At 65.0% G+C, this 25,455-nt stretch carries 19 protein-coding genes and 3 pseudogenes; 11 read left to right on the top strand and 11 right to left on the bottom strand.

The genetic code is table 11. The features are described 5' to 3' along the window. Positions 1–104 precede the first annotated feature (104 nt). The 3 genes from FHW94_RS09020 to FHW94_RS09010 are packed head-to-tail and all read left to right on the top strand — an operon-like array spanning position 105 to position 2,280. Complete coding sequence (locus FHW94_RS09020; RefSeq protein ID WP_168555291.1) at positions 105–1,490, top strand: MFS transporter; 1,386 nt, start codon at positions 105–107, stop codon at positions 1,488–1,490. After that, complete coding sequence (locus tag FHW94_RS09015; protein WP_168555290.1) at positions 1,487–1,885, top strand: nuclear transport factor 2 family protein; 399 nt, start codon at positions 1,487–1,489, stop codon at positions 1,883–1,885. Before FHW94_RS09020 ends, FHW94_RS09015 begins: the two co-directional genes overlap by 4 nt. Next, a complete protein-coding gene (locus tag FHW94_RS09010; protein WP_168555289.1) occupies positions 1,882–2,280 on the top strand; it encodes a nuclear transport factor 2 family protein in 399 nt (132 codons plus the stop codon). The genes FHW94_RS09015 and FHW94_RS09010 overlap by 4 nt, the downstream gene beginning before the upstream one ends. Here FHW94_RS09010 and FHW94_RS09005 read toward each other — a convergent pair. The 6 genes from FHW94_RS09005 to FHW94_RS08980 form a co-directional block, all read right to left on the bottom strand. Then, positions 2,262–3,878: a tannase/feruloyl esterase family alpha/beta hydrolase gene (locus FHW94_RS09005; protein ID WP_168555288.1), complete on the bottom strand. Its 1,617-nt coding sequence runs from the start codon at positions 3,876–3,878 to the stop codon at positions 2,262–2,264. The genes FHW94_RS09010 and FHW94_RS09005 overlap by 19 nt on opposite strands. Continuing rightward, the gene (locus FHW94_RS09000) at positions 3,875–5,473 is read right to left on the bottom strand and encodes a carboxylesterase family protein (RefSeq protein WP_168555287.1); all 1,599 of its coding nucleotides are present in this window, start codon (positions 5,471–5,473) and stop codon (positions 3,875–3,877) included. The genes FHW94_RS09005 and FHW94_RS09000 overlap by 4 nt, the downstream gene beginning before the upstream one ends. A gap of 67 nt (positions 5,474–5,540) precedes the next feature. Then, positions 5,541–8,468, bottom strand: a complete 2,928-nt coding sequence (locus tag FHW94_RS08995; RefSeq protein ID WP_168555286.1) for a TonB-dependent receptor — start codon at positions 8,466–8,468, stop codon at positions 5,541–5,543. A gap of 96 nt (positions 8,469–8,564) precedes the next feature. After that, positions 8,565–9,059: a DUF3237 domain-containing protein gene (locus FHW94_RS08990; RefSeq protein ID WP_168555285.1), complete on the bottom strand. Its 495-nt coding sequence runs from the start codon at positions 9,057–9,059 to the stop codon at positions 8,565–8,567. Between the two features lie 3 nt (positions 9,060–9,062). Next, positions 9,063–10,736, bottom strand: a complete 1,674-nt coding sequence (locus FHW94_RS08985) for a CocE/NonD family hydrolase (protein ID WP_168555284.1) — start codon at positions 10,734–10,736, stop codon at positions 9,063–9,065. Then, positions 10,736–11,233, bottom strand: coding sequence for a DUF3237 family protein (locus FHW94_RS08980; protein WP_168555283.1), 498 nt, complete (start codon positions 11,231–11,233; stop codon positions 10,736–10,738). The genes FHW94_RS08985 and FHW94_RS08980 overlap by 1 nt, the downstream gene beginning before the upstream one ends. 151 nt (positions 11,234–11,384) lie before the next feature. Between FHW94_RS08980 and FHW94_RS08975 the strand changes: the two genes are divergently transcribed. Together FHW94_RS08975 and rlmJ are read left to right on the top strand one after the other, a co-directional pair. After that, positions 11,385–11,948 carry a MarR family transcriptional regulator gene (locus tag FHW94_RS08975; protein WP_168555282.1) on the top strand — a complete coding sequence of 188 codons (564 nt, stop codon included), beginning with the start codon at positions 11,385–11,387 and terminating at the stop codon, positions 11,946–11,948. Between the two features lie 334 nt (positions 11,949–12,282). Continuing rightward, positions 12,283–13,113 (top strand): 23S rRNA (adenine(2030)-N(6))-methyltransferase RlmJ, encoded by an 831-nt coding sequence (gene rlmJ, locus FHW94_RS08970; protein ID WP_168555281.1) that lies wholly within the window; start codon positions 12,283–12,285, stop codon positions 13,111–13,113. Between the two features lie 263 nt (positions 13,114–13,376). Here the strand turns inward: rlmJ and FHW94_RS08965 are convergent, their stop codons facing one another. Together FHW94_RS08965 and FHW94_RS08960 are read right to left on the bottom strand one after the other, a co-directional pair. Beyond that, positions 13,377–14,702, bottom strand: a complete 1,326-nt coding sequence (locus FHW94_RS08965) for a sigma-54 dependent transcriptional regulator (RefSeq protein WP_168555280.1) — start codon at positions 14,700–14,702, stop codon at positions 13,377–13,379. Continuing rightward, positions 14,699–16,435, bottom strand: a complete 1,737-nt coding sequence (locus FHW94_RS08960) for a sensor histidine kinase (RefSeq protein ID WP_246865936.1) — start codon at positions 16,433–16,435, stop codon at positions 14,699–14,701. The genes FHW94_RS08965 and FHW94_RS08960 overlap by 4 nt, the downstream gene beginning before the upstream one ends. A gap of 268 nt (positions 16,436–16,703) precedes the next feature. On the opposite strand from FHW94_RS08960, the gene FHW94_RS08955 reads away from it, so the two are divergent. From FHW94_RS08955 to FHW94_RS08945, 3 genes are read left to right on the top strand one after another with little or no spacing between them, the layout of a single operon-like run. After that, a complete protein-coding gene (locus FHW94_RS08955; RefSeq protein WP_168555279.1) occupies positions 16,704–17,924 on the top strand; it encodes an SDR family oxidoreductase in 1,221 nt (406 codons plus the stop codon). Next, a complete protein-coding gene (locus tag FHW94_RS08950; protein ID WP_168555278.1) occupies positions 17,917–18,390 on the top strand; it encodes a DUF2269 domain-containing protein in 474 nt (157 codons plus the stop codon). The genes FHW94_RS08955 and FHW94_RS08950 overlap by 8 nt, the downstream gene beginning before the upstream one ends. Continuing rightward, positions 18,387–19,367, top strand: coding sequence for a hypothetical protein (locus FHW94_RS08945; RefSeq protein ID WP_168555277.1), 981 nt, complete (start codon positions 18,387–18,389; stop codon positions 19,365–19,367). The genes FHW94_RS08950 and FHW94_RS08945 overlap by 4 nt, the downstream gene beginning before the upstream one ends. Before the next feature lie 17 nt (positions 19,368–19,384). Here FHW94_RS08945 and FHW94_RS08940 read toward each other — a convergent pair. Both FHW94_RS08940 and FHW94_RS23205 read right to left on the bottom strand, forming a co-directional pair. After that, positions 19,385–19,564 (bottom strand): annotated as a pseudogene (locus tag FHW94_RS08940) (IS3 family transposase); the annotation flags it as partial. A 56-nt stretch (positions 19,565–19,620) separates the two neighbouring features. Continuing rightward, a pseudogene (locus FHW94_RS23205) lies at positions 19,621–19,749 on the bottom strand (DoxX family protein); the annotation flags it as partial. Between FHW94_RS23205 and sigJ the strand changes: the two are divergent. Together sigJ and FHW94_RS08930 are read left to right on the top strand one after the other, a co-directional pair. Beyond that, a pseudogene (sigJ, locus tag FHW94_RS08935) lies at positions 19,748–20,530 on the top strand (RNA polymerase sigma factor SigJ); the annotation flags it as partial. The pseudogenes FHW94_RS23205 and sigJ overlap by 2 nt on opposite strands. Positions 20,531–20,691: 161 nt before the next feature. Next, a complete protein-coding gene (locus tag FHW94_RS08930) occupies positions 20,692–22,977 on the top strand; it encodes a TonB-dependent receptor (protein WP_168555275.1) in 2,286 nt (761 codons plus the stop codon). A gap of 47 nt (positions 22,978–23,024) precedes the next feature. Here the strand turns inward: FHW94_RS08930 and FHW94_RS08925 are convergent, their stop codons facing one another. Beyond that, positions 23,025–23,441: a MarR family transcriptional regulator gene (locus FHW94_RS08925; RefSeq protein ID WP_168555274.1), complete on the bottom strand. Its 417-nt coding sequence runs from the start codon at positions 23,439–23,441 to the stop codon at positions 23,025–23,027. 119 nt (positions 23,442–23,560) lie between these two features. Between FHW94_RS08925 and FHW94_RS08920 the strand changes: the two genes are divergently transcribed. Beyond that, positions 23,561–25,330: a tannase/feruloyl esterase family alpha/beta hydrolase gene (locus tag FHW94_RS08920; protein ID WP_168555273.1), complete on the top strand. Its 1,770-nt coding sequence runs from the start codon at positions 23,561–23,563 to the stop codon at positions 25,328–25,330. Positions 25,331–25,455 lie beyond the last annotated feature (125 nt).

Below are 25,455 nucleotides of genomic sequence, written 5' to 3'. Positions count from 1 at the left end.
ATTAATCACCAACCTTCCTCCACAACGGTGGCGAGGGCGCAAGACTGCCATGGCAGCGGCGCTGCACGAGACAAGCGCGGCGCGATGCCGTGCGGAGGAGAGCGATGCGCAACGATGAAGACGAGCGGCTATTGTCGCCAAGGTATGGCCGCACGTTCATCGCCATGAGTTTCCTGGTGGCGACGTTCAACTTCGCCGATCGCTCGGTCTTTGCGGTCACCGCCCAGGCGATCAAGAGCGACCTGGCGCTCAGCGACTTCCAGCTTGGCATTCTGCAGGGATTGTCGTTCGCGGTGCTCTATGCGCTGTTGGGCGTGCCGATCGGGCGACTGGCTGAACGCCGTTCGCGGCTGGGCATCATCACCGCGGCGATCCTGTTCTGGTCAGGAATGACCATGGCATGTGCTGCGGCCGGCAGCTTTATCCAGATGATGCTGTGCCGCATCGGCGTGGGCATGGGCGAGGCGGGATCGCAGCCGGCTACCTCGTCGCTGGTCGGCGATCTGTTTCCCCGGCAGCGGCGCGCCTCGGTCATGGGCTTGATCCTGCTCGGCTCTCCGATCGGCACGTTTGTCGGCGCCTCGGTTGGCGGTGCAGTGGCTGGAATGTGGGGCTGGCGCACGGCATTCGTGGTGATGGGCCTGCCGGGTCTGCTGATCGGCCTGCTCGTCGTGCTGTTGCTGCGCGAGCCGCGTCGGGGGCTTGCCGATGGCTTGGCCGCCACGCCGCGCCCGGCGCCCGATTTCCGCGCGTTTCTCAAGGTGGTGGGACGCAAGCCGGCGCTGGTCTACGTGATTGCCGGCGGCGCCTTGGCGGGCTTTGGGATGAGTTCGATCTCGCAGTTCCTGGCTGTCTTTCTCAGCCGCGCCTATGATCTGCCGGCGCGCACGGCCGGCACGCTCTATGGCACGATTTCGGCGTTGGCGCTGGGCAGCGGGCTGCTGATCGGCTCGTTCGGAACCGATTGGCTGGCGCGGCGCGGCGATGGACGCTGGCCGGCCTGGGGCGCCGCGATCGGGCTGCTCATCGCGCCATTTTCCTATTGGATCGCGCTCAATGCTGCATCGCCGATCACCGGTACGGTGCTGTTGATCGTGTCGGGCTGTTTCCTGCTGCTGTATTATGGGCCGACCACGGGCATGATCCAGAACCTACTGGAGCCCCGTATGCGCGCCACCGGGGCGGCGGTATTCGGCATGTTCTACACCCTGGTGGGTTATGGTGGCGGACCCACGTTCGTGGGCTGGATGAGCGACTGGTTCGCCACGCGCGCCTATGGTGCGGCGGATTACTTGGCGCGCTGTCCGGCGGCGCGGCCCGGCATGGGAGCGCTCGATGCCGCGCACCAAGCCTGTGCCGCAGCCTCTGCCAGCGGGCTGCGTTCCGCCCTGATGGCATCGGTCTGCGTGTTCTTCATTGCCGCGGTGATGTTCCTGCTGGCCGCGCGCACCCTGCGCCAGGACTACTTCGTGGCGGAGCCGGCGGCGTGAGCGCCAATCTGCGCGCCTGGTTCGAAGGCTATATCGCCGCGTTCAACCGCAACGATTTTGACGGCTTTGGCGCCTATTACGCGCAGGATGTGGTCTTTGCCGGCCAGGCTGCACAAGTCGTTGGGCGAGCTGCGGTGCTCGATTTCTATCGCACGGTAAAAGCTTATCTCGATGAATCGCTGGAATTGTTGACGTTTGTCGGCGCGCCTGATGGCAGCCGCATTGCCGCCGAATTGCGCACAAGCCTGGTGGCGCGGCGTGACTGGCCTGATATGCCGACTGGCGGGATGCTGGCGGGTGACCGGCGGGAGAGCGTGAACTTCGTGCTCTATGATATTGACGACGGGCACTTTGTGCGTGTGCGGTCGGCCCGGTTCGGCAAAGGCCGGGCATGAATCCCGAGGCGCGCCTCGCTGCCTATATCGATGCATTCAACCGCAGCGACTATGATGCGCTGTGCGATTTCTACGCCCCCGATGTGCGGCTGGTGATCGGCAACGGCACCGAACTGGTGGGCCGGGCGGCGATCGTGGCGTTCTATCGCCCGATCAAGCAGCACACCCAGCGCACCATCACGGTGCGGCAATGCTTTCACGATGGCCAAGTGTTGGCGGCGGAGCTGGAATCCGAGTTCCTGGCGCTGACCGACTTGCCGGAATTTGCCGCCGGGCCGATGCGGCGCGGTGATCGGCGCTATCTCAACAGCCTGGTGTTCTATGATTTCGTCGGGCCGCATTACACCCGCATTCGCGCTGCCGTGCTCAAGCGGGCTTATCGCCCCTTGGCTTGAGACGTGGTTCTGGCGTGAGAGCCCGGCCAGGGAAAGCCATCGGCCGGTTCGGAAGCGGGCGGGGCCGGGGCGAATGACGCCGCGCGGTTGACGTCGCCACCCAGATAGTGCGTGGCCGTGGGATAGGCATAGAGCGGCCGTTCGCGCAGCGTACCATCCGCCAAGCGGGCGATGGCCGGCACCGCATCGGGCGCACGACCCTGTTCGACCCATTGCACCATTGCCCCCAGGAAGTCTTCTTCATAGGGCACATAGCCGCCCTGGCAGTGATAGCCACCGGGCACCAGGAATAGCCGGGCAAACGCGCGGGTGGCGACCAGGCCGCCCATGGTGTCGCGCACTGCCTGGTAATAGTCGAGCATGCCGCGCGCGCCGGCGGCATTATCGGCCAGGCCCTGCCACAGGATCAGCTTACCGCCATGGGCGTGAAAGCGGGTGAGATCGGGATCGGTCGCGTCGAACGGCGCCCCTGCGGCGAGCAACCGAGCAAGGCTGGCGCGGGTGAAGCGCCAGTCGCGCCAAACGAAGTTGTCCGGCAGGCCATCGGGCAGGAGCAGCCGGGCGATAAAGGCTTCGGCGGCGAACTTACCCGTCTGCGTGGCCGCGCCCGCGCCGACCCAGCCCAGTTCGCTGCCATAGGGCGCGCCGCCGGGAAACAGTGCGGTGCCATCGGATGCGGTAGGCCCTTGGTAATAGGCGCGCGCGGCGCTGACTTGTGGTGGCGTGAGGCAATTGCTGTCGCCGCTATCGGGGCAGCGCAGCGTGGCCGGATCGAAATCGCAGCGGCGTGGATCGTCGATCTGGCCATCGGGAATGCCGTCGAGCGCATCGCAGTGGTCGATCACCGCGTGGTGGAGCAGGGTGACGGCGGCAGTGGTGAACACCTCATGGCCGCTGGCGTCGAGCCCGTGCTGCGCTTCCCACAGGAACAGTTGCATGGCGGCAGGCATGGAGACCGAAGAACCGGCGACGATGCCATCGAAATCATCAGGATAGCGTTGCGCTTCCATCAAGGCCTCACGCCCACCGCCCGAGCAGCCGACGAAATAGCTGGCCGTGGGTGGCTTGCCATAAAAGTGTGTCACGATCGCCTTGGCGGCCGAGGCCGTGGCATGGGTGGCCTTGTGGGCGAACTGCATCCTCAGCTCCGGGTCACTGGCCCAGGTCGCGTCCCCGATGCCCGCCCCGAAGTGGCCGCCATTGTCAAAAGCGACGGCAAAGCCGCCATCGGCCAGATGGGCATTGCTGCAGGGCGGGACGATGGTCTCGCCGATCACGCCGCACATGCCGCCGCACCCGCCCTGAAGGAATCGGCCGCGATAGCCCGACAACGGCAGCCGCAACACGAACTGGGTTTGCGGCGCGGCATAGCCGGTGACGAGGCAGGTGGCTTCCTGTTCGCGGGCGCTGATCACGCGATAGGCAATCGCGCCAGCGCGCGCGGTGATGGGGGTAACCAGGGCGGCGCAGGGAACCACGGGCGCCTGCGCGGTTCTTTCCGGCAGCGCGATGAGCGGGGAAGCGGGGGCTGCGTTGGCCGGGGCGCTGCAGAGCAGGCCCAGCCAGAGACCGAGCGCGCGTGCGAAGCCGCGCATCATGCTGCATACCGTGCGATTAGGGCCTGTTCCGCGCCCAGTGGATCGGCGCGAGCGGCTGATATCGCGGCGAACACCATGGTTTCCCGCTGTGGCAGGCGATAGGCTGGCCAATGTGGCACCCCCGCGCCATTGGGATTGCCGTGGCGGGCGAAGTGCGTCCATGCCGCGCTCATCGTGTCGGCAAGCGGCTGGGCAGCGGCATAATCCGGGCCAATAGCGCCGGGCGCGCGCGACAGGGTATCGAACACCAGCGGCAGGTCGAGGCCATGCGGACTGCGCATGCGGCCACCCTGTGGCATGACCGGCCAATCGAGCAGATAGGCAAACACCGGCGCGCGGCCGAGGGCGGCATGGCGATCGGCCGCGATGCGGGCGTTGCGGCCCATGCCAAGCTCGGTCGTGATGGCGAAATAGGTGTCGCTGGCGCTTGCCCCAGGGTGAAGGCTTCGAAAGCCCGCGATCAGGCCCGCAGCGTCATGCACCGCGGCGGGGAGCATCTCCGGCAGGCTGGGCCAATCGAGGGTGAAGGCGCGGGGCGGGGGAAACAGCCCGGTCGTTTCCGTGGCAGTATGGCCGATCAGCAGGGGAACATCTGGCGCGACAGGCGGTGCACCGGGGCCGAACGGGGTGTGTGGCACAACGATGCCATCGGCCACCACGCCCGGCCCGCGGGTGGGATCTCCGCCCGTTACCTGGCGAATGGCATCGAGCAGGCGATCGGCCGGCACCTGGCGCAAGGCATCGGGCGCGGTTGGCGCCAGGCCGAGGGCGGCCATGATCGCGCGGGTCTGGCGCTCCGCATCGTCTGGCGCGATGGTATAAGTGCCAAATCCGCTTTGCAGGATCGCGCGCTGAAACAGGCCGCGCGCTGACGGCATCGCCAGCAACGCAGCGACCTTTGAACCACCACCCGATTGCCCGAAGATCGTGACACGCCCGGGATCGCCACCGAACGCCGCGATATTGGCGCGCAACCAGCGCAGCGCGGCAACAAGATCGAGTTGCCCCACATTGGACACCGCCGTGTCGGATTTTGCCAGATTGCCGAAATGGAGATAGCCAAATCCGTTGAGGCGGTGGTTGACCGAAACCAGCACCACATCGCGGCGCTGGCATAGCCGCAGCCCATCGTTGACCGGCGCGTCGCCCGCGCCCAGGGCAAAGCCACCGCCGTGAATCCACACCATGACCGGACGGCGCTGCCCGTCGTTCACGCCAGGGGTCCAGACATTGAGGGCCAGGCAGTTTTCGCTTTGCCGCACGTCCGCTTCGACGGGGGCGCCGGGAGGGGCAAGCTGGGGGCAGCGATCGCCAAACGCCAGCGCGTCGCGCACGCCGGGCCACTGCGGCGGCGGCGCGGGCGGCAGGAACCGCCGCGCGCCGCCGGTATCTGCGCCATAGGGCAGGCCGCGGAAGACGTGCACGCCCTGTTCGACCGATCCGCGCACCAGCCCGCTGGTGGTGCGCACCACGCCGGCATTGGCGGCCCGAATGGACGGGGCCACCCATAGCGTGCCGCTGGCGAGCGCGCCGCCCAGCACGGTGCGCCGGTTCAGGGTGGCGGTCGATGGTGCTTTGGCGGAAATGGCACGCACTCCGAAAAAGGGCGGGTGTAGGCCTGCCTGCCGGCAGGCCCCCGTTTGCCGCGACCGGCTGGATCGGTCAGAAGTTGTAGCGCACGCCCACGCGATAGCGGCGGCCGATCACGTCGTAATAGACCGAGTTGTTATTGCCGTTCCACAATGGCGGCGGCATCACGTCGAACAGGTTGGTGACGTTGCCATAGACCTGAAGCGTGCGTGATCCGCTTTTGATCAGATCGAAGCTGGCACCAATATTGGTGTAAAATCGGGACGGCACGCGGTTGATGTTGATGCTGTTCACCAGGTTGACGTTGTAACCCGGGTCTTCCGGTCCGATCAGCGACGCATCGTACTTGCCGCCCGAGATGAAATGCCCCTGCAGGTTCAGCGTCAGGCGGCGCAGTGTCACCGAGGCGAACCCGTCGACCACCCACGATGGCACCCCGTTGAGCCCGTTGTCGCCAGCGCGGTTGACCGGCGTGGTCGTGCCCGGCATCAGCACCGCGCTGTTCGTCAGCTTGATGGTGTGGGTGGCAAGCGCGCGCAGATCGAGTGCAGATTCCGCGCCGAGGTTGGTGTGATAGCTGGCTTCGAAATCCAGGCCCTTGAGATCCTGGCGGTTGAGATTGAGGTAGAGCACCGACACCGACTGGAGAATGCCGCTGGAGTTGCGCGTCACCAGCCCGCAGATATCGGCAGCGCCGGTGGTGTTGCAGGTGTTGACGATGACCTGGGCGCCCAAGGTGGCGATCGCATCGCGGATGCTGATCTTGTAGTAATCCGCCGACAGCCGCAGCCCGCGCAGCGCGCCTGAAGGTTGCAGCGTGATCCCGGTTGTAAACGTGCGCGCCTTTTCCGGGTGAAGATTGATGTTGCCGCCGGTGTAGATCGTCGCGAACACCTGCGAGCCGGTCTTGGTGTCAGACAGCGCGCCCACGCCGGTTACCGGGGTGGTAAACAGCTCTGCCGTGTTGGGCGCGCGGATATCCTGGGATTCCGTGACCCGCAGCAGCACACCGTCGATCGGCGCATAGGTGCCGCCGATCTTCCACGTCGTGGCGTTGAAGCTGTTGGATACAGTAAGGTTGGCGGTGTCGTAATGGGTGCGGCGGATCGCGCCATTGAGGTCGAGGCTACGGCCGAGCGGGCTGTCCTTGAGCAGCGGCAGCCCGGCTTCGACATAACCTTCGATCACGGTCACATGGCCGCGCGTGGGCGTCGCGTTATACACGTAAAAGCCGTTGGCCGCCGAGATCGGATCGACGGTGATGGACAACTGGTCGCGCCGTGCTTCTACCCCAGTGGCCACGGTCATCGGCCCGGCCCAGCCTTCGAACAGCGTGCCATGCACGTTGCCGGCACCTGCCCACTGGCTGAACCGGGTGTGCTGGTAAGTCGTGCCAAAGGCATAGGCTTTGGCCTCGGGCGAAAACTGGCCCTGGCCGAGAATGTCGAGCGGGCGGCATGCGGTATTGGGATCGGTCAGCGCAACGCGGCAGATCGGTTTGCCTGTGACCGGATCGGCCACGGCATCGATCGCCTTGGCATAATTGGCGGTGATACGATCGTTGACGGTGGACTGGGTATAATCGGTCACGCCATACTGGACATAGGCATCCCATGCCCAGTTGCCGCCGAGCTTGCCGTTGGCCCCCGTCACGATGCGGAATGTGTCACGCTTGGACACGCTGTTCATCTGCCCGAAATCGGTACCCAGCTTGCCGATGACCAGCCCGGTGATGCCGTTGGCCTGCATCGTCTGCTTGATCGCATCGGGCAGGAACGGATTGTCGATCTTGATCAGGCTGCCATTCCCGGGAAAACCGCCATCGCGCACTTCGGGGCCGCTGGTATAGCCGGCGACATGCCCATAGCTCATGTCGATAAAGCCGGTGAAGGCGGGCGAGGCTTCGTACTCAAAATGGCCGAAGGCGTTGTAGCGGGTGACCGGGATCGACAGTGCCGGATCGCCGAAGAAGCTGTTGAGGCCGGCACCGGTGCCGCCTTCCATGAACAAAGCGCCGGCATTCTGGCCATACGAGAACGGCACAGCGTTGCCATTGGCGTCGAACTGCAAGCCGCCCAGCGGGCCACCGCGCGCGGCCGAGCGCGTGCCGGCGGCGTTGACGACGCCGGTGATCAACCCGCCCGGTGTGAGCGTCGCGGTATGTACGTTATAGGCGATGTTGTTGGCGGGCCGCCCGTTGACGCCAGCGGTCTGCGTCAGGTTGCCGACCTCGTTCGAGCAGTTGGTGCGGGTATAGCACCCGCCCACGCCCAGATCCTTGTCGTATTCGGCACCAAACACGGCATGGCCGCGGCCATCGGCAAAGCTGGTGCCGGCGGCGATCTGGGCTACATAATTGTTGCCATCGCCGCGATCGGTCACGCCATATTCGAAATTGCTGCGCACCCCTTCGAGATGCTTGTTGAGGATGATGTTGATCACCCCCGAAACCGCGTCGGAGCCATAGGCCGCCGAGGCGCCGCCAGTAACGATATCGGCCCGCTCGATCAGCAGCGTCGGGATGAGGTTGAGATCGACCGTGCCGGTCGACGTGCTGGGGGCAAAGCGCCGGCTGTCGACCAGCACCAGCGTGCGGCTTTGGCCAAGCCCGCGCAGATCGGCGATGCGGGCGCCAGCATTGACCGGGCTGATGTTGGACCCCACCGTCGAATTGGAGGGCGAGGATGACGCGCGGAACGAGGGGAGGGTGGCCAATGCCTCGCCGATGTTGGTCGCGCCCATCTTTTGCAGGCGCTCGGTGCCCAGCGTAGTGACCGGGGTGGGCGCGTTGAACGAGCTGTTGGCAAGGCGCGAGCCAGTGACGATGATTGCCTGTTCTTCGGCGCGTTCGGCGCTGGTGGGTTGATCGGCGGCAGGGACCGGTGTTGCGGCGGGCGCATCTTGCGCCGACGCAAGCGATGGCATCGCCGCAAGGCCAAGCGCGGCACTGGCGAGCAGCCTGGCGTGGCGGGCGGAAGCGTAGGCAGTCTTACCCTTCATGATGGCGTCCTCTCTGGTTCCCCGATTGCATGTTCGGGGTTGTGGTTATGATGACGATGCTCGGGCGGAAGGGGGCGGGCCGGTGGCCGGCCCCGATCAACGCACGAGGTAGTAGCGAAACAGCGAATGGTCTGGCGGATCGCCGGGCGACACGTGCGGTCGCCGCGCGCCGACACCGATCAGCACACTGCGGTTGAGCCATTCGTGCGGCCCGGTCGGGGCGCGGAAATAGGGGGTGCAACGGAAATAGCGCGGGATTGGCGGCGCGTCCTCGGCCATACCCGGCAGGCGCAGCGGGCCATGCACATAGCCACGGTTGTGGATATAGATATGGGCGCCGTCGTCAGCCTCGATCATGTAGTGCGCGTTGAGTTCGACCACGCCATCGGCACGCACGACCGGCCAATCCGCGCCACTGAAATCAACCAGCCGGCCGTTGAGCCGCGGCCCGGAAACGGTGCAGCCAGCGCCCACCGAGGTGTAGCCGGCGCTGGCTCCGCCCGAGACGGGCCAGACCCAGCGCTTGTCGAAATTGATGCGGATGTCGAACGCGTGCTCGGCATGGAGCGCAAGATCGTCGGCATTGTCCATGGGCTAGTCCTCCCTGGCCGGCACGACCGGCAGCAGCAGGTGCGACGGGTGCGCTGCGCCCAGGTGCAGCACGTGGCGGCCGGCGTTGCGGGTCTGCGCGTGGGCCGCAAAAGGCAGGCGGGGTAGGCCTTTGTCGGGGATGTCGCGCCCCTGGATAACCAGGCGCAGGCTTTCCCCGGCAGCAAAGCGAGTGGACGATGGCCAGATTTCGATGTCGATCGGCACGATCTGGCCGGGTTTCAGGCGCTGTTCGGTGGTGTGCAAATGAAACGGTTGAAGCGGCGTGCTGCGCGCCGGATCGGTGGCGCGATGGCTGGCACGCAGCCAGCCCAGGGCAACCGGGCCGTCTTCAAAAAAGGCATAGAACGTCTGCCCCACCGGCGCCCCTGTGGCGTCAAGCTTTTGCAGGGCAACGAACAAGTCCATGTCGTCGGCGCCGTCGGCCTCCACCCACAGCCGCAGGCTGGCATGGCCGGTGATCTCGGTATCTTCGGCAAAGCGATGCTCGAACACCGCGCTGCCGGTTTGCGCGTCATAAGCCGTTTTGCCTGGCGCTTCCGGCACAGCCTCGTGCAACCCTCCGTCCGCGCCGAGCCATAGCGGTGTCGCCACGGCGCGAGCGAGCGGCCATTCGGCTTCATCGCGCCACACGGCGGCATCGTGGCGATCGCGCACTTCGATCCGCACGCGCGGCCAGGCGGGCAGCCTGGTTTCGTGGCCGCGCAGGAAGTGATCGAAGAACGCCTCGCGCCCGGCCTGGCTTTCGGGGCGGTAATAGTTGGCCCACTTCTTTTGGCCGTGCACGGTCAGCCATTTTTGCGGGCTGCCAATGGCCTTGAACGCTTCAAGCGTGCCGCGCGTGTGCAGCCCGTGGTCCGACCAGCTTGCCACGACCCAGGCCGGCGTGCGGATCGCGCCAAGGTCGATTTCCTTGCCTTGCCAGAAGGCATCGTAAAGCGGGTGGGCCTGGGCATTGGCCCAGGTGTCTTCGGTTTGGCCCAGCGAATAGGCGATGTTGTCTGATGCGCGGGGCAGGAAGCCGGTTTCGAGAATGCCGCCATGATAGGCGAATTCGCGATACCAGTCGGTAAAGCCTTCCCACGGATTGATCGCCGCTAGGGCGGGTGGGGCCAGCGCAGCGACCCAGAACTGGATCGCGGCGAGGTAGGAAACCCCGGTCATCCCGATCTTGCCGTTCGACCACGGCTGCTCGGCCAGCCAGGCGATGGTGTCGGCGCAATCTTGCGCCTCCATCGCGCCGTTGTGGTGGAAATCACCTTCCGAAAGCCAGGCACCGCGTGGATCCACCACTGCCACGGCATAGCCGCGCGGGCACCAGGCGAGAGGATCGGCGCCCTCGAACGGGGTCAGCGGCGAAAGCCAAGCAGGATCGACGCCCGAATGCGGCCAGAACACCCGGTTGCTGCGGGCGTGCTTGCCATAGGGGCTCCACGATAGCAGGCAGGGCAGGTCTGCCAGGCCGGTCGACCCTGCCGGGCGATAGACATCTGCATAAATGTGCACGCCATCGCGCAGCGGGATCGCCACGTTGCGCTCGATCGCCAGCCCGGCGTCCTGCTCGATCGCATGGTCGCGCGGGGGCAGGGGGGGCTTGCCCGGCGCGGTATGGGGATCCTTGCCGGGGCGCATCAGCGGAGCAAACGCGGCCGCGTCCATCACAGCACCACGAAGTAATGGATGCGGTTGGCGTTGGGTATTTTCTCCGCCACGCCGATGAACACGTGCTGGCTCATCCACGCATGCGGCCCCTCGGGCGCTTCGAATCGCGGCGCCACGCGCATGTAGTAGTCATCGCTGCCCACATCCTCGTTGCGCGCCATGCGCGCTGCGATTTCAGGGCTGCGCGCCCAGCGATAGCCGCGATTCTGCATATAGATGACCGCGCCATCATCGGCTTCGAGCAAGTAGCGCGCATCGAAATCGATCACGCCATTGGGGCGCTGCAACGGAAAGTCACCGCCCGACATGGGGATGACACGGCCATTGAGGCGCGGCCCCTCGATCGTGCCGTTGGCCGCATAGATCGCGGCGCGGGTATCGCCAATGGCAGAGGGTTCGATCCAGCGCAGGCCCGCCAGATCGATTGAAATGGTGAAGGCAAATTCGCAGCGCGGCGCAAACGGATGGTCGGGTGCAAAGGGGGGCGCCGACACCGGGGGGTGTGCCGGCGCAGGGGGTTGGGATTCGGCCAAGCGATCCTCTCCTGGGTGATTTTGTGAGTTGTTGATTTCTCACTATGTCAGTTGTTGATACATCCACAAGTCCGGCATGACAAGGGGCAATCTTTTGGCTATGGCAATCGGCATGGATACGGACAGCGCCAGCGAAAATCCCAGCCACGCGCTCCTCGCGAGCGACAGCTCCTTCGTGGAGGGGGACGGGCACGCCATGCTGGCGGTATCAGAGCGCCGCTGGCAGCTTTTCGGGCCGAGCCACTTGCCCTACCGCATCCTGCTGCTTGCCAAGATGATCGACCGCGTCACTTCGCAGCACGTGCGCGATCGCGCGGCCATGTCGCTGGCGGAATGGCGAGTGATCTCGCATGTCGAACTGATGAAGCAGTGTAGCGCGGCCGAAATTGCCGAGGCGGCGTTTGTCGATCGTTCCGAGGTGAGCCGTGCCGTGGCGGCACTCGAATCGCGGCAGTTGATCCAGCGCGATCCTAATCCGCGCAACCGCAAGAGCAGCCTGATCTCGCTCACGCCCGAAGGCAAGGCGATCTACGCCATGGTGCGTGAGGAACGCACGCACATGTACGAGGAATGGCTGGAAGATCTGTCGAGCGAAGACCGCGCCCAACTCGACACCGCATTGCGCACGGTGATGCGCCGGATCGTGCTGTCCAACCCGGATGCGCTCAAGGCTTGACGCGGTTCGCGCGCGGTCCTGGTGCTGTTCGCCGATGCCGCTTGAAACTGGCCGGCGCGCATGTTGACCCGGATCAGGGGGGCAGCAGCATCGACACGGAGCGCCCTGCATGGCGCCGCCCCCGTTGTGCTGCCGGGGTGTCTGCCGATCGAGCCTTGCCTCCTACGCCTCTGGTGACGATCGCCAACGCGGGCTTGAAGCCTCGCGTAGAAGTGCGTTGAAGGTTTCCGCCTGACATTATAGGAGCACCCGATTGGTCACTTCAATCGCCTCGCACGCGGCACCTGCGCCCTGCAACTCCTCTAGAGGCAGATCGTCAGGATACTGAATTACAATGAATTATCGCCATTCCTTCCACGCTGGCAACAGCGCCGATGTCGTGAAGCACTGCTTGCTGATCGCCCTTGTGCGGGCTTTGCAGCAAAAACAGAGTGCGCTGACCCTGATCGACGTCCACGCCGGCTGTGGGTTGTACGACCTTGACGGCGAGCAGGCCCAACGCACCGGGGAAGCCGCGCAGGGCGTGCTACGGGCCTTTGCCGACCCGAACCCCTTGCTGGATCCCTACCGTGCCGCCGTTCAGGCGGTGAATGTTGGGTCCGAACTGCACCTTTACCCCGGCTCACCGCGGATTCTGGCGCAGTTGCTGCGCCCGCAGGATCTCCTGATCTTGAACGAAAAACATCCCGAGGACGTCGATACCCTGCGCGGCGCGATGCGTGATACATCCGCTGCCGTGCATGAGCGAGACGCTTACGAGCTTTGGCTGGCGATGGTGCCGCCCCGAACACCTCGCGGCGTGGTGCTGATCGACCCGCCTTATGAGCAGACGGACGAACGCGCGCGGATCATCGCCGCTCTCACCGCAGCGTACCGCAAATGGGCGCATGGTGTGATGGTGATCTGGTATCCGCTGAAAGACCGTGCCACGCATTCGCGGTGGAAGGAGCAGTTGCGCAAGCTCAACATCCCGAAATTTCTGACGGTGGAGCATTGGTTATACGATCGCGATCAGCCCGGCATCTATAATGGCGCTGGCCTTTTCATCGTCAACCCGCCCTACGCCTTCACGCAGGCTCTGCCGCCTCTGCTGGAAGCGCTGCGCGCCGCACTGGCGCCAGAGGGGCATCGCGGCGAGATCATCACCGATTGGTTGGGCAATTGAACAAAACTCTCATTGCCCCTTTCTGCGAAACGAAGATTGCCGCACCGCTGGCTGCACCCAAAGCATCTTGAAAGATTTGCTCGCTGTCGTTCACCGGCGAACAGTGGCAGGCCCGCTGTTCTCCGCAACGCAGTCGATTGCCGAAAGCGCTGGGTACGGTAGGAAGGTCCCAAGCCCTGGCATGCCAACGCTCTGCCATGACGGTGAGCATATGACCGGTTCGCGTGCCTTGTGAGGAGCATGAGTGTCGTGCTTGGCGGCGCCTACCGCAATCCCATGCGGTCCATTTTCTTCAGCAGCCCGACACGCGAGAGGCCGAGGTCGCGGGCGGTATGGGTATGGTTGTGGCCGGTACGCTCGAGCGATTCAATAATCCGGCGGCGCTCCAACGCGGCGACCTCCTCTTCCAGGGTCACATTCGCGGCGGGCAAGGTAACGGGCGCGGTTCCACCGGTGGCAAAGGCCAGGTCCTCGACGCTGATCGCAGTGCCTTGCGCCAAGGCCGCTGCACATTCCACGGCTGCCCGCAATTCACGCACGTTGCCAGGCCAGGTGCGCTGGGCGATCCACTCCAATGCGGCGACGCCAAAGCTGATGCCGGGTGCTGCGCGGCGAAGGAATATCTGCGCCAGCAACGCCTTGTCCGCCCCGCGTTCGTCCAGCCTTGGCGTGGACAGCACCAGGCCTTTCAACCGATAATAGAGGTCCTCGCGGAACACGCCATCGGCGACGGCGGCGGCAAGATCGCGATGCGTGGCAGCGACGATGCGCACATCCGATTTGCGCATCTCGCGTGCGCCAACCGGCTGATAAGTACCATCGGCCAGGAAGCGTAGCAGCTTGACCTGCATGGCCGGCGGCATCTCGCCGATCTCATCCAGGAACAGCGTACCGCCATGGGCCACTTCGACGAGGCCAGCACGGTCGGCATGGGCACCGGTGAAACTGCCCTTCAGGTGGCCGAACAACTCGCTTTCCAGCAAGTCCGCCGGCACCGCCCCGCAATGTACCGGGACCAAGGGACCCTTGGCGCGGGGCGAGGTAGCGTGGATCGCGCGCGCCACCAGTTCCTTGCCGGTACCGCTGGGCCCCAGTACCATGACCGGCATGTTGGTAGGGGCGACGCGGCGTATCAGCGCGCGCAGGGCGACCATTGGCGGGGATTGCCCGATCAGGCCCATGTCCTCGCTGGCTTCATCCCGCGCGCGCAGCAGGGCCAATTCCTGCGCAAGCCTCGCCCGTTCTACCGCGCGGGCGACGACGACCCGGAGCAGATCGGGATCGACCGGCTTGGCGAGAAAATCCCAGGCGCCCGCCTCGATCGCCTGCATGGCCAGTGCCTGATCAGCGTGACCGGTCATCACCACCACCGGCGCAGGCGCAAAGGCGGAGATCAGCGCAATGCCCGCTTGCGGATCGTGATGTGGCGGCATCGCCAGATCGAGCAGCACGACATCGGGCCGCTGCTTCGCAAAGACGGCTTGCGCGGCATCGCCATCGCCCACCGTGGTCACTTCATGTCCCTGCGTGCGCAACCAGCCTGCAGTCAGGCGCTGAAAGGCGGGTTCATCATCGGCCAGCAGGATCATCGGCGCTCTCGCAAATCAGGCCCGAATGTCAGGCGAAAACAGGTGGTCCACCCTTCGCGCCGGGCCAGCGTGGCAGTGCCGCCATGCGCCTCCATGATACGGCGGACGATGGCGAGGCCGAGGCCCGTGCCTCCGGCCCGGCGCGAAACGAAGGGCTTGAACAGGCTTTCGGCGATCTCAGGCGCGATGCCGGGGCCGTTGTCGCAAATCTCGATGCTGCGGCAATCGGCAATGATCATGCAGTCACCGCCCATCGCCCTAGCGTTGTCCACCAGATTGGCCAGAGCACGGCGCAAGGCGGCAGGATCGGCGTGGAGCATCATGCCATCGGGCACATCCACCGGCACGCCAAATCCGGACAGATAAGGTGCCATTTCGATGGGGCGCGGCGTAATGGTCCATGCCCGCGCATAATCCAGAATGTCGGTGACGAGCGCGTTCATGCGCCCCACCTGCTCGCCAATCTCCATGCGCACTTCGGGTGGGGCTCCGGTGGCTGCCATCTGCACAATGCCCAATGGGTTCCGCAGATCGTGCGCGATCGTCGCCGCCAACGCCCCCAGTTCCGCGAGCCTCGCTTCGCGCTCTGCTTCCACCATGCGGTGTGCGCTGGCGAGGCGGCGAGCGGCTTCCTCCACCAGCGCGGCGATGCGGGCGGCGGTGTGGCGCAGCGCGGCGGGTGCATCGTCCCATCCGGCCAGCGTCACGGCCTCTCCCTTCACCGCCAACCCTGGCCCATCGGCGGCAAGGCCCAGGTGCTGGCGCAGCATGGCGTTGGCCAGTTCGCCCAGCGCCTGCTCGTCTGCCACCTGCGCCAGGGCATCGCGCCATGGCTCCACATCCAGCTGGGTGCCTGGGAATACCAGCCGGTCGGTCAGCCGCTTGAGCGGCGCCATAACCAGAAGCCCAAGCGCCATGGCGCCCGCCAAGGCCGCCCATGTCGCCACAAAGCCCTCTGGCCGACCGGCAAGCGCCAGTGGCAAAGTGGCGATCAGCGCTGCCGCGCCCCCCGCGCCCGCCAGAAGGAGGATCCACGCCAAGCCCCGCCGCGCCCATACATCGCCCGCCATGAAACGATGCCGCAGCACCGCATAGACCAGGGCCACCGAATAGAGCGGCAGCGCCAGCACCGGCCAGGGATATGCCTCGATCCCCAGCGCGGGGAAAGCAAAGCCGGTAAGCGCGAGAAGTCCTATCCCGCTCGACACGAACACAGCGCCGGCCTGATCGCGATGCAGCCCGCTCTGTTGATGCCATGTCAGGAACAGGCGGACATGGCCCGCCACCGACAGCACCGCCGTAACGCCCAGCACTCCCCAGCCCGCCAGCGAGGGCGCAAAGGCCCCCGCAAAGCCATGCCAGGGTACGATTCGTCCCACGCCCAGGCAAATGCCTGCGACCACTGCCAGGCACGCCACGCCATAACTGGTCCAAGCCACCGGTCGCAGCGCACCGCATAGCGCGAAGGCGAATACCAGATGCACGAAGGCTGCGGCTGGCAATGGCGAAAGCGCGATCACGGTCAGCGTAAAGGGCGCTGCCCTGGCGCCCAGCATCGCCGGAGCGGCCATGGCCAGGCTCCACAGCGCCACTCCGCACAGGAATATCACCAGCGTCCATGCGCCCGGCAAACCACGCGCCTTGGCCGCGACAAAGCCTGCCAGCAGCAAGCTAGCCAGTGCGGTCAGGCCCAGCGCGCCGACATAGGCCATGATGCCAAGGGCTGTATCCATCGTTGACAGCATAGCAGGCGTTTCCGTTCACGTCGTTTACATTCGCACGAGGTCTTCACCGGCAAAAGTCCCGGTTTTCCGGCAATCTTCGCAATTGGCATGCCAGTTGCGAAGCCGGGGGCATGACGCGGTCATCCCGGCCGCAGCTCGGGAAAGGAGCCAACCATGTTGATCCCGATTGCTGCCTCGCAGCCCGCCCATGCCGTTACACTGGGCCTGGCCGTATGGCGGCGTGTCCCACAGCCAAACATGGATTGAGGAAGCCGCGATGCGTGTGATGATCGTGGGCGGTGGCTTCATCGGCGGGCATCTGGCCGGGCGGCTGCGCGCCGAAGGCTGCGCGGTGACGGTGGCTGGGCGGCGCAGCGCAGATATTGCCTGCGATCTTGCCCGGGACGATGCAACTGTCTGGACCGAGCGGTTGTGTGGCCATGATGCGCTGGTGAATTGCGCAGGCGTCTTGGCTGCCGGGGCGGACTATGATGGCGTCCATGCCCGAGGCGCTATCGCCCTGTTCGATGGCGCCGCACGTGCGGGCGTGGCGCGGGTGGTTCAAATTTCGGCGCTCGGTGCCAGCGAGGGCACCACCGCCTATCACCGCAGCAAGCGCGCAGCGGACGAGCACTTGACCAAGCTGGACCTGGGCTGGGCCATTGTCCGCCCTTCGCTGGTGGTGGGGCGGGGTGGGGGCAGCACGGCCTTGTTCAGCGCCTTGGCCGCCTTGCCGCTCATGCCCGACATAGGCGGCGGCATGGTGCAGCCCATCGCCATCGCTGATCTTGTGGATGCGATCTGGCGCCTTTTGCAGCGACCACTACCCATGAGCTTGGTGGTGGATGCGGTGGGGCCCCAACCGATGCGTATCCTGGACCTGATGGCTATTCTGCGACACTGGCTGGGCCTTGGCGTGGCCAGCAGCCTGCCGGTGCCGCGCTGGATGCTCCGGGCCGTCGCCTCTCTGGGCATCGGCCCGGTGACGCGCGACAGCCTCACGATGCTGGAGGCAGGAAATGCCGCGCCGGTGGAGCCATTCGTGACTGCACTGGGTTTTTTGCCGCAACCTGTCGCGCAATTCCTGGCCGCTCATCCGGCGACGCACGGCGATGTGCTGGCCGCCCGCCTGGTGCCGATGGAGCCTGCGCTGCGCGGGCTTTTGGCGGCCGTCTGGCTGGCCGGTGGGTTGGTGCCACTGTTGCTCACGCCCATGGGGCGCAACACCCACTTGTTGGCCCGCCTCGGCCTGACGGGGGAGGCCGCGATTGGCACCGTCTGGGCCGGATCGCTGGCGGACATGACGGTTGCCCTTGCCTTGATCCTGCGCTGCCGCGGGGCCGCACTGGTGGGGGTCGCGCTGATGGTTGCCTACAGCCTGATCCTTGCCGCCATCGCGCCCGAACTCTGGGGCGATCCCTTTGGAGCCCTGGTCAAGAACCTCGCCGTCCTCGGCCTGTCTCTCGCCATTAACGCGATGGAAAAGCTCCGTGCCTGATTACCTGCTTCTCAAAACCATCCATATCCTCAGTTCGACGCTGCTGTTCGGCACTGGCCTTGGCACGGCGTTTCACGGCTGGATGGCCAACCGTTCGGGTGTGCTTGCGGCGCGACGCGTGGTGAACCGCAATGTCGAACTGGCCGATTGGCTGTTCACCACGCCCGCCGTCATTGTGCAGCCGGTGACAGGTGTATGGCTGGCCCATCTGGCCGGCTTTCCGCTGACCACGCCATGGCTGGTAGCCGCCATCGTGCTCTACATCCTGGTGGGGGCTTGCTGGCTGCCGGTGGTGGCCATTCAGATCGCCATGCGCCGCATCGCCGAAGCCACGCCAGACGGGACCGAATTGCCCCGGCACTATCATCGCCTGGCGCGCTGGTGGTTCGCCTTGGGCTGGCCTGCCTTTGTCGGCGTCATCGCCATCTTCTGGCTGATGGTCGCCAAACCGGAGTTTGCACTATGACCGATGCTCCATTCTATCGCGGACGCATCCTCGCGGGGTTCACGCTGGCACTGGCCATCGCGTTCAGCGCCTATATCCTGATAAACGCCAGCAAGGCGAACAGCGTGGCCTTTGCCAGCCTGTGGTTCCTGGCCGTTCTGCCAGCCTATCTTTGCGCCTTGATCTGCTATGTCGGGGATCCCGCGCTGGAGAGACCACGGTCCTTTTACCTTTCAGTGCCGCCGGTGTTCGGCGCGATTGTCTGCGCAGGATCGGCAATATTCCTGCGCGAGGGCGTCATCTGCCTTGTCATGCTGGCACCCATCTGGTTGGCCTTTGGCTGGCTTGGCGTCTACATCCTGCGTCGCGTGCGCAAAGGGCGGGCTCATCCGGCTCGATTTCAGGCTTCGCTGCTCTTTTTGCCGCTGATGTGTGGCAGCGTGGAAAGCCGGATCCCGATCACAGAGCAGCCGGTCACGCTCACCCGCTCGATCGTGATCGAGGCTGCGCCCGCGCAAGTCTGGCCATTTGCCGTAGCCAATGCGCATATTGGACGCGACGAAGGGCAATGGAATTTCACGCAAAGCATGCTGCGCCTGCCGCGTCCGCGTGCAACCACAATGAGTGGGTATGGCGTGGGCGCCATCCGCACCGCCTATTGGGGTGATCACATCAATTTCGAGGAGCGGATCATCCAATGGCAACCGGGACGGCGGCTTGGATGGTCGTTTGCCTTCATCAACAGCTCGCTCCAGGACTACACGGACCGGCATATTGCACCTGACGGGCAATTCCTGAAGATCGATACCGGCGATTATACGCTGACCCCTTTGGCCGCGAACCGGACGTTGCTGACCCTGCGGACGCATTACATCGCCAAGACGCACGTCAATCTATACGCGCAGCTTTGGGGCGAAATTCTGTTGGGCGACATTCAGAGCAATATTCTGGCTATTATAAAGCAGCGCGCCGAAGGGACAGCGAGCCAGGTGAACTGAGGCATACTGAATAGCCCCTAGTTTTGTAGACGCCTTTTGTTTGTCAGGATCTGTTGCCGTTCGAACTCGACGGGGGACGGCATGCCGATCTTGGCGAGCTTGCGCACCGGGTTGTAGAACATCTCGACGCAATCAAACACGTCCTGCCGGGCTTCGTCGCGGGTTTTACAGGTCCGGCGCCGGACGCGCTCGCGTTTAAATGGGGAGACGAAACTTTGCTAGAAAATAAGAGCTACTCAAAGGCCCATCGCCGTTATTTGGCATGCGCCAGCCTGGACTTGTGTCGCAGCAGGTTGTCGAGCGAAACGCGGCCGCCGCCCTTTGCCAGCAAAGGCAGGAGCAGGCCTGCCCAACTCAGGTGCGTTGGCCAGGCATCAGGATACCGCATGCTGGGCACGATGGCCGATGCCGAGGACGTGGTGCAGGAAGCCTACCTGCGCTGGCAGGCCGTGGACCATGGCCAGGTGGCCACGCCGGCAGCCTTCCTGCGCCGGATCGTCACACGGCTGTGCCTTGATCACCTGAAATCGGCGCGCGTTCAGCGCGAGCGCTATATCGGGCCCTGGCTGCCCGAGCCGACCGTGGACGAAGCGCTGGACGACGATGTGACCTTGCCTCTGCTGCTGGCGCTCGAACGGCTTTCCCCGCTGGAACGGGCGGCGTTCCTGCTGCACGACGTGTTTGGGGAAAGCTTCGAGGAAGTCGCCCTCATCCTCGACCGGGACGAGCCGGCTTGCCGCCAACTCGCCCGGCGTGCCCGGATGCACGTGCGCGATGCCCGCCCACGTTTTCCGATCGATCACGGCCAAGGCAAGGCCATCGCGATCGCCTTTTTCGAAGCATCCCAGAAAGGCGACGTGGCGCGATTGAGCGCTCTGCTCGCGCAGGACGTGCAGTTCCATTCCGATGGCGGTGGGAAGCGCCCGTCGGTGGCGCGTGTGCTGCACGGCGCGAGCGAATATCTGCGCGCGCAGATGGCCTTGGCGCGGTTGCGCCGTGTCCCGTCGGAACTCGTGCGCTTTACCGTGATCAACGGGCTGCCGGGGTTCATTACCAGGGAACCCGACGGCTTGCTGCAAACCACCGCGCTGCTGGTCGTGGATCGAGAGATCCAGGCGATCTACGTCATCCGCAACCCGGACAAGCTGCTGCGCGTGCATTGAGCGTTGGCCGCCGCTGGCGCGTTTCCACCCGCAGGTGTTGCCGCGCAGCCACAGATGAAAATCTCTTTCGTGCGCCACAACAGGCCACTGGATCAGCTCCATCATATGTTATATAACATAACTTGAAGGCGCGAAACGCGCTGCAGGTGTGGAGAGGGAATATGACCGGATTTCGAGTGAAACCTTTGGTGGCTTTTGCGCTGCTGAGCAGCTCGGCCCTTTCATCGATAACGGCTTTCGCGGCGGAAACGACAGAGCCGGCCGCCGTCGCGACCGAGCCCGGCGTGAAAGACATCGTGGTGACCGCGCAGCGCCGGCGCGAGAGCGTTCAGAACGTCAACATCGCGGTTACCGCGCTTTCGGGTGAAGCGCTGGCCGAAAAGCGCGTGAGCCGTGCACTCGATCTGCAGACCGCCGCGCCGGGCATCACCATTTCGCGCTCGGGTATCACCGACAGCTTCAACATCCGCGGTATCGGCCTGGCCTCTGCCTCGCCCCAGGTGACCAACGGTGTTGCCACGTATATCGACGGCGTGTTCCAGACGCCGATCGTGTCCAACGGCCAGTTCTATGACATGGCCGGGGCCGAAGTGCTACGCGGACCGCAGGGCACGCTTTCGGGCGCCAACTCGACCGGTGGCGCCGTCTATCTCACCACGCAGCGCCCGCAACTGGGCAAGCTGGGTGGCTATGCCGCAGCCAACTATGGCAATTACAACAATGCCGGCATTAACGGGGCGCTGAACCTGCCGGTGGGCGACAATTTCGCCATCCGCGCTTCTGGCCTGTTCAACCGCCACGATGCCTGGTTCAAGGATGTCGGGCCGGCCAAGAACCAGCCGGAGCGGCTCAACGAGATCGACGGCCGCGTGCAGGCGCTGTTCAAGACCGGCGGGTTCCAGGCCAACCTGAAAGTGGAAGCGGTGCAGCGCCGCACCGGCGGCTTCGCACTGCAGCCGATCAACACCACGCTGGCCAACAATCCCTATGTCGTGGGCCGCACCAACACCCCTTGGACGGTCAGCTATGACTCGCCGATCGCCAATTTCGAGCGCGCGTTCGCCACGGTGCTGGAGGCGAAATACCAGTTCGACGGCGGGCTGACCGTGCGCTCGGTTACCGCGTACCAGAACAAGCGCCTCTCGGCGGTGACCGAAACCGACGCCAGCTCGATCAATCCCACCAACTGGTCCACCTATCCGGCGCTCGCCGCGCTGGGCAAAGTGCAGAACCAGGTGGTTGGCGCCAACAACGTGCGCGAGCGGGTCTATAGCCAGGAAATCAACATCATCTCGCCCGATAGTGGGGCGTTCAAGTATGTGCTGGGTGGCTATGCCCAGCGCAACAAGATCGATCTGCGCAACTGGAACAGCACCAACGGGGCGTTCACCACGTTGCCCCAGCCGATGACCAACAAGGTCCTGCTCGGCGTGTTCGGCCAGGCCAGCTACCAGATCGCGCCCAAGTTCTCGGTCGATGCAGGCCTGCGCTATTCGCATTTCCACGTCGATGGCTTTGGCGCGGTCTATCGCGCGGCGGCCGGCTCCACAATCGACCAGGTCCTGTCCACCCCGCCGGTGGGCGCCACCGTGCTGGTGCCGCAGACCGGCAGCGAAGGCGATGGCCGCATGACCGGCAAGCTGGCGCTCAACTTCAAGCCCGACGCTGACAACCTGCTCTTCGTGTTTGCCGCGCGCGGCTACAAGAACGGAGGCATCAATCCGCCGGGCGGCACGTTCGCCCCGGAAACGGTATGGGATTACGAAGCGGGCTGGAAGTCCACCCTGTTCGGCCGCCGCGTGAAGACGCAGATCGGCGCGTTCTACATGAAGTATAACAACTTCCAGATGGACGTGATCAACCCGCTGTCGGGGCAGAGCGGCGTGGTCAATCTCGCCAATTCCGATATCAAGGGCTTCGAGGCCAGCTTCCAGGGCAAGTTCGATGCCCTGTCGGTCGATGGCGGCCTGTCTTTTGTCGACAGTTCGCTCAGCGCGCTGTCGCTGGTCAACAAGTGGGCGATCCCGGCGGGCGTCAACACGCCGCAGTGCAACCCGGCCGGCACCCCCGGCACGGTGGGCACGGGCTGCTTCAACTATGTGATCACCAGCACCGCGGGCGGGCCCAACCTCTATAGTCCGAAGTGGACGTGGAACGTTTCGGCAGCCTATCGCATCGAACTGGGTGGGGATCGCACGCTGACCCCGCGCCTGGGCTATGCCTATATCGGTTCGCAGTGGGCTTATCCCACCTACCAGGCCTCTACCGACCTGATTGCCGCGCGTGGCCTGCTCCAGGGCAGTATCACGCTCGACATGGGGACCTTCAAGGCTGAGGTCTATGGCACCAACCTGGCCAACAAGTTTTACGTGGCCGGGCAGAACGGCAAGAACGAACTCTATGGCGCGCCGCGCGAATATGGCGTGCGCCTCAGCAAGACGTTCTGATGGCTTGGCTTGTCCCGGCAGGGCTCATGCCCTGTCGGCGCAGCCGATCAAGGCGGGCACCACAGCGCCCGCAGCAAGGGAACCAGTTCGGCACGCAGATGCTCTGGCACCGACGCATAGATGCGCGCCTCGTGGGCAGAGAATTCAGCCACGATGCGGGTGGCCAGTTCCTTGCCCGCGGGGCTGAGGTTCAACGTCTGGATGCGCCCGCGGCCGGGGCTGGTCACCACCAGGCCGCGTTCGACGAAGCGGCGGATGATGGGGTTGAGGTTGGGGCGCTTGATCGACAGCAAACGCCCGCATTCCGCCTGCGACAGGCCCGGATTGCGGCCGATCAGAACCAGGATCGAGCCTTCCGAAACGCCCACGCCCATGGGTTCGAGATGCTGCGACAACTGTGCCAGGCGGCTGCTCGCCGCGCGGCGCAGAAGATAGCCGGGATAGGCGAGGAACGGATTGTCCATGGAAATGTCCATCTCGATCTGATGCGGCCTGGGCAAGAGGGGCGCCGGCGGTTGCCCTGCGCGGACCGTGTTATTTAGCATAACCCAATAGCGATCAAGAACAGAGCGAAGGAGCGGCGATGAAGCACGATCTGGCAATGGGCCCGCTGACACTGGCAACGCTGCTGGCCTGGGCCAGCCCCGCGCAGGCCGCGCCCGTTTCGTCCGCGCAGGATTGCGCCGCCTTGTCCAGGGTGGCCTTTCCCGATGCGTCCACCACGCTGTCGCTTGCCGCCTTTCGCGAGGCGACGCCTGCGCAAGCGCGCCCCGCAGAGGAAGGCCGGCCTGCATCATCCACGCCGGCCATGCCCGCTCATTGCGAAGTGATAGGCAAGATGCAGGAGCGCGCCGGTGCCAATGGGCAGACGTATGCCATCAAGTTCCACGTGCGCTTGCCGGCGGGGTGGAACGGCCGCTTCGTGTTTCAAGGGGGTGGCGGGTCTGACGGCAACCTGGGCGATGCGGCGGGCGGCTTTTCCAGCCAGCCAGGCGTAACCGCGCTGGGGCAGGGCTATGCCGTCGTCTCTTCGGATTCCGGGCATGACAATGCGGTCAACACCGATCCCGCGCGCCAGGGCGTGGTGACGTTCGGCCACGATGCGCAAGCGCGCCACAACTATGGCTTTGGCTATATCGGCCCCGTGGTGAAGGCGGCCAAGGCGCTGATCCGTGCCTACTATCGCCGCGCGCCTGCGTTCACCTATTTCGTCGGCGGTTCCAAGGGTGGCCAGGAAGCGATGATGGCGGTGCAGCGGTTCCCGCAGGAATTCGATGCCGCCTTGATCGGGTATCCAGGTTTCCACCTTGCCCACGCTTCCATCGCGCAGCTTTGGGATGGACAGGCCTTTGCTGCCGTGGCCAAGGCCATGGGCCAGGTCGGCAGCGATGGCCTGCCGCTCGTCAACAAGGCGATGAGCGACGATGACATCCTGCTGGCGCAAGGGGCGATCCTCAAGGCCTGCGATAGCCTGGACGGGCGCACCGATGGCATGATCGAGCACTTCACCGCCTGCACCACGGCGCGTGTCGTGCCCGAACTCGCCAAGGTCACGTGCCATGGCGATGACCCGGCGCAAAAGACGCCTGATTGCCTGCTGCCCATGCAGGTCGCGGCCCTGCGGCGGGTGATGGGTGGGCCGCACACCCGCGATGGCAAGGCAATCTATTCCGACTGGGCGTGGGATGCCGGAATCGGCGCAAAGACGGCAAATGACGTAACCCAAGGATGGCGCATCTGGAAAATGGGTTCCTATGCCTCTCCCATCAACAACGGCGCGTTGCTGCGCCTTGGTGCGCCCAGCAATTCGGCGGTATTCCGCTCCCCGCCACTCGATGTGGCCGATAACGTCACGTCGCTCACCCGCTATGCGCTTGGCGCGGACATCGACGAGGCCTATCGCGCGGCGCATGTACCATGGGGGGCGCTGCACGAAGCGCCGGTGGATTTCATGCACGCCGATGCCACTGATCTTTCGCCGTTCTACCGTCGCGGTGGCAAGATCATCCTGTTCCATGGCGTGAGCGACCCGGTCTTTTCCGTGCTGGACACGATCCGTTGGCTGGCGGCCGTGGATCGGCACGAACATGGCAAGTCGGCACGGTTCATCCGCTTCTACGCGGTGCCGGGCATGAACCACGGTCGCGGTGGCCCCGCCACCGATCGCTTTGACATCTTCTCCTCGCTGGTCGCCTGGCGGGAAAAGGGTGTGGCACCCAAGGCAATCACGGCCACGGCGGGCGAAGACAGCCCATGGCCGGGCCGAACCCGCCTGTTGTGCCCCTATCCGCAATGGCCCCATGCGCGGGCCGGCGACGGCGAAAGCGCATCGTCGTCTGTTTGCCGGGAATGAGGCGGGAGCGCACTGTTCGCCCGCTATGCCGCGCGGGTGGCCGAACATTGTGGTGGCCTCATCGATTGCCTGTCCACCGTCAACGAGGCCAACATATCGTTCGTGGCGCCGATGGGCGCGTGCGG

This window comes from Novosphingobium sp. SG720 (assembly GCF_012275365.1).
GTDB lineage: Bacteria > Pseudomonadota > Alphaproteobacteria > Sphingomonadales > Sphingomonadaceae > Novosphingobium > Novosphingobium rhizosphaerae.
Note: the sequence above shows the minus strand (reverse complement) of the source record. Positions and strands in the feature narration are given on the sequence as shown.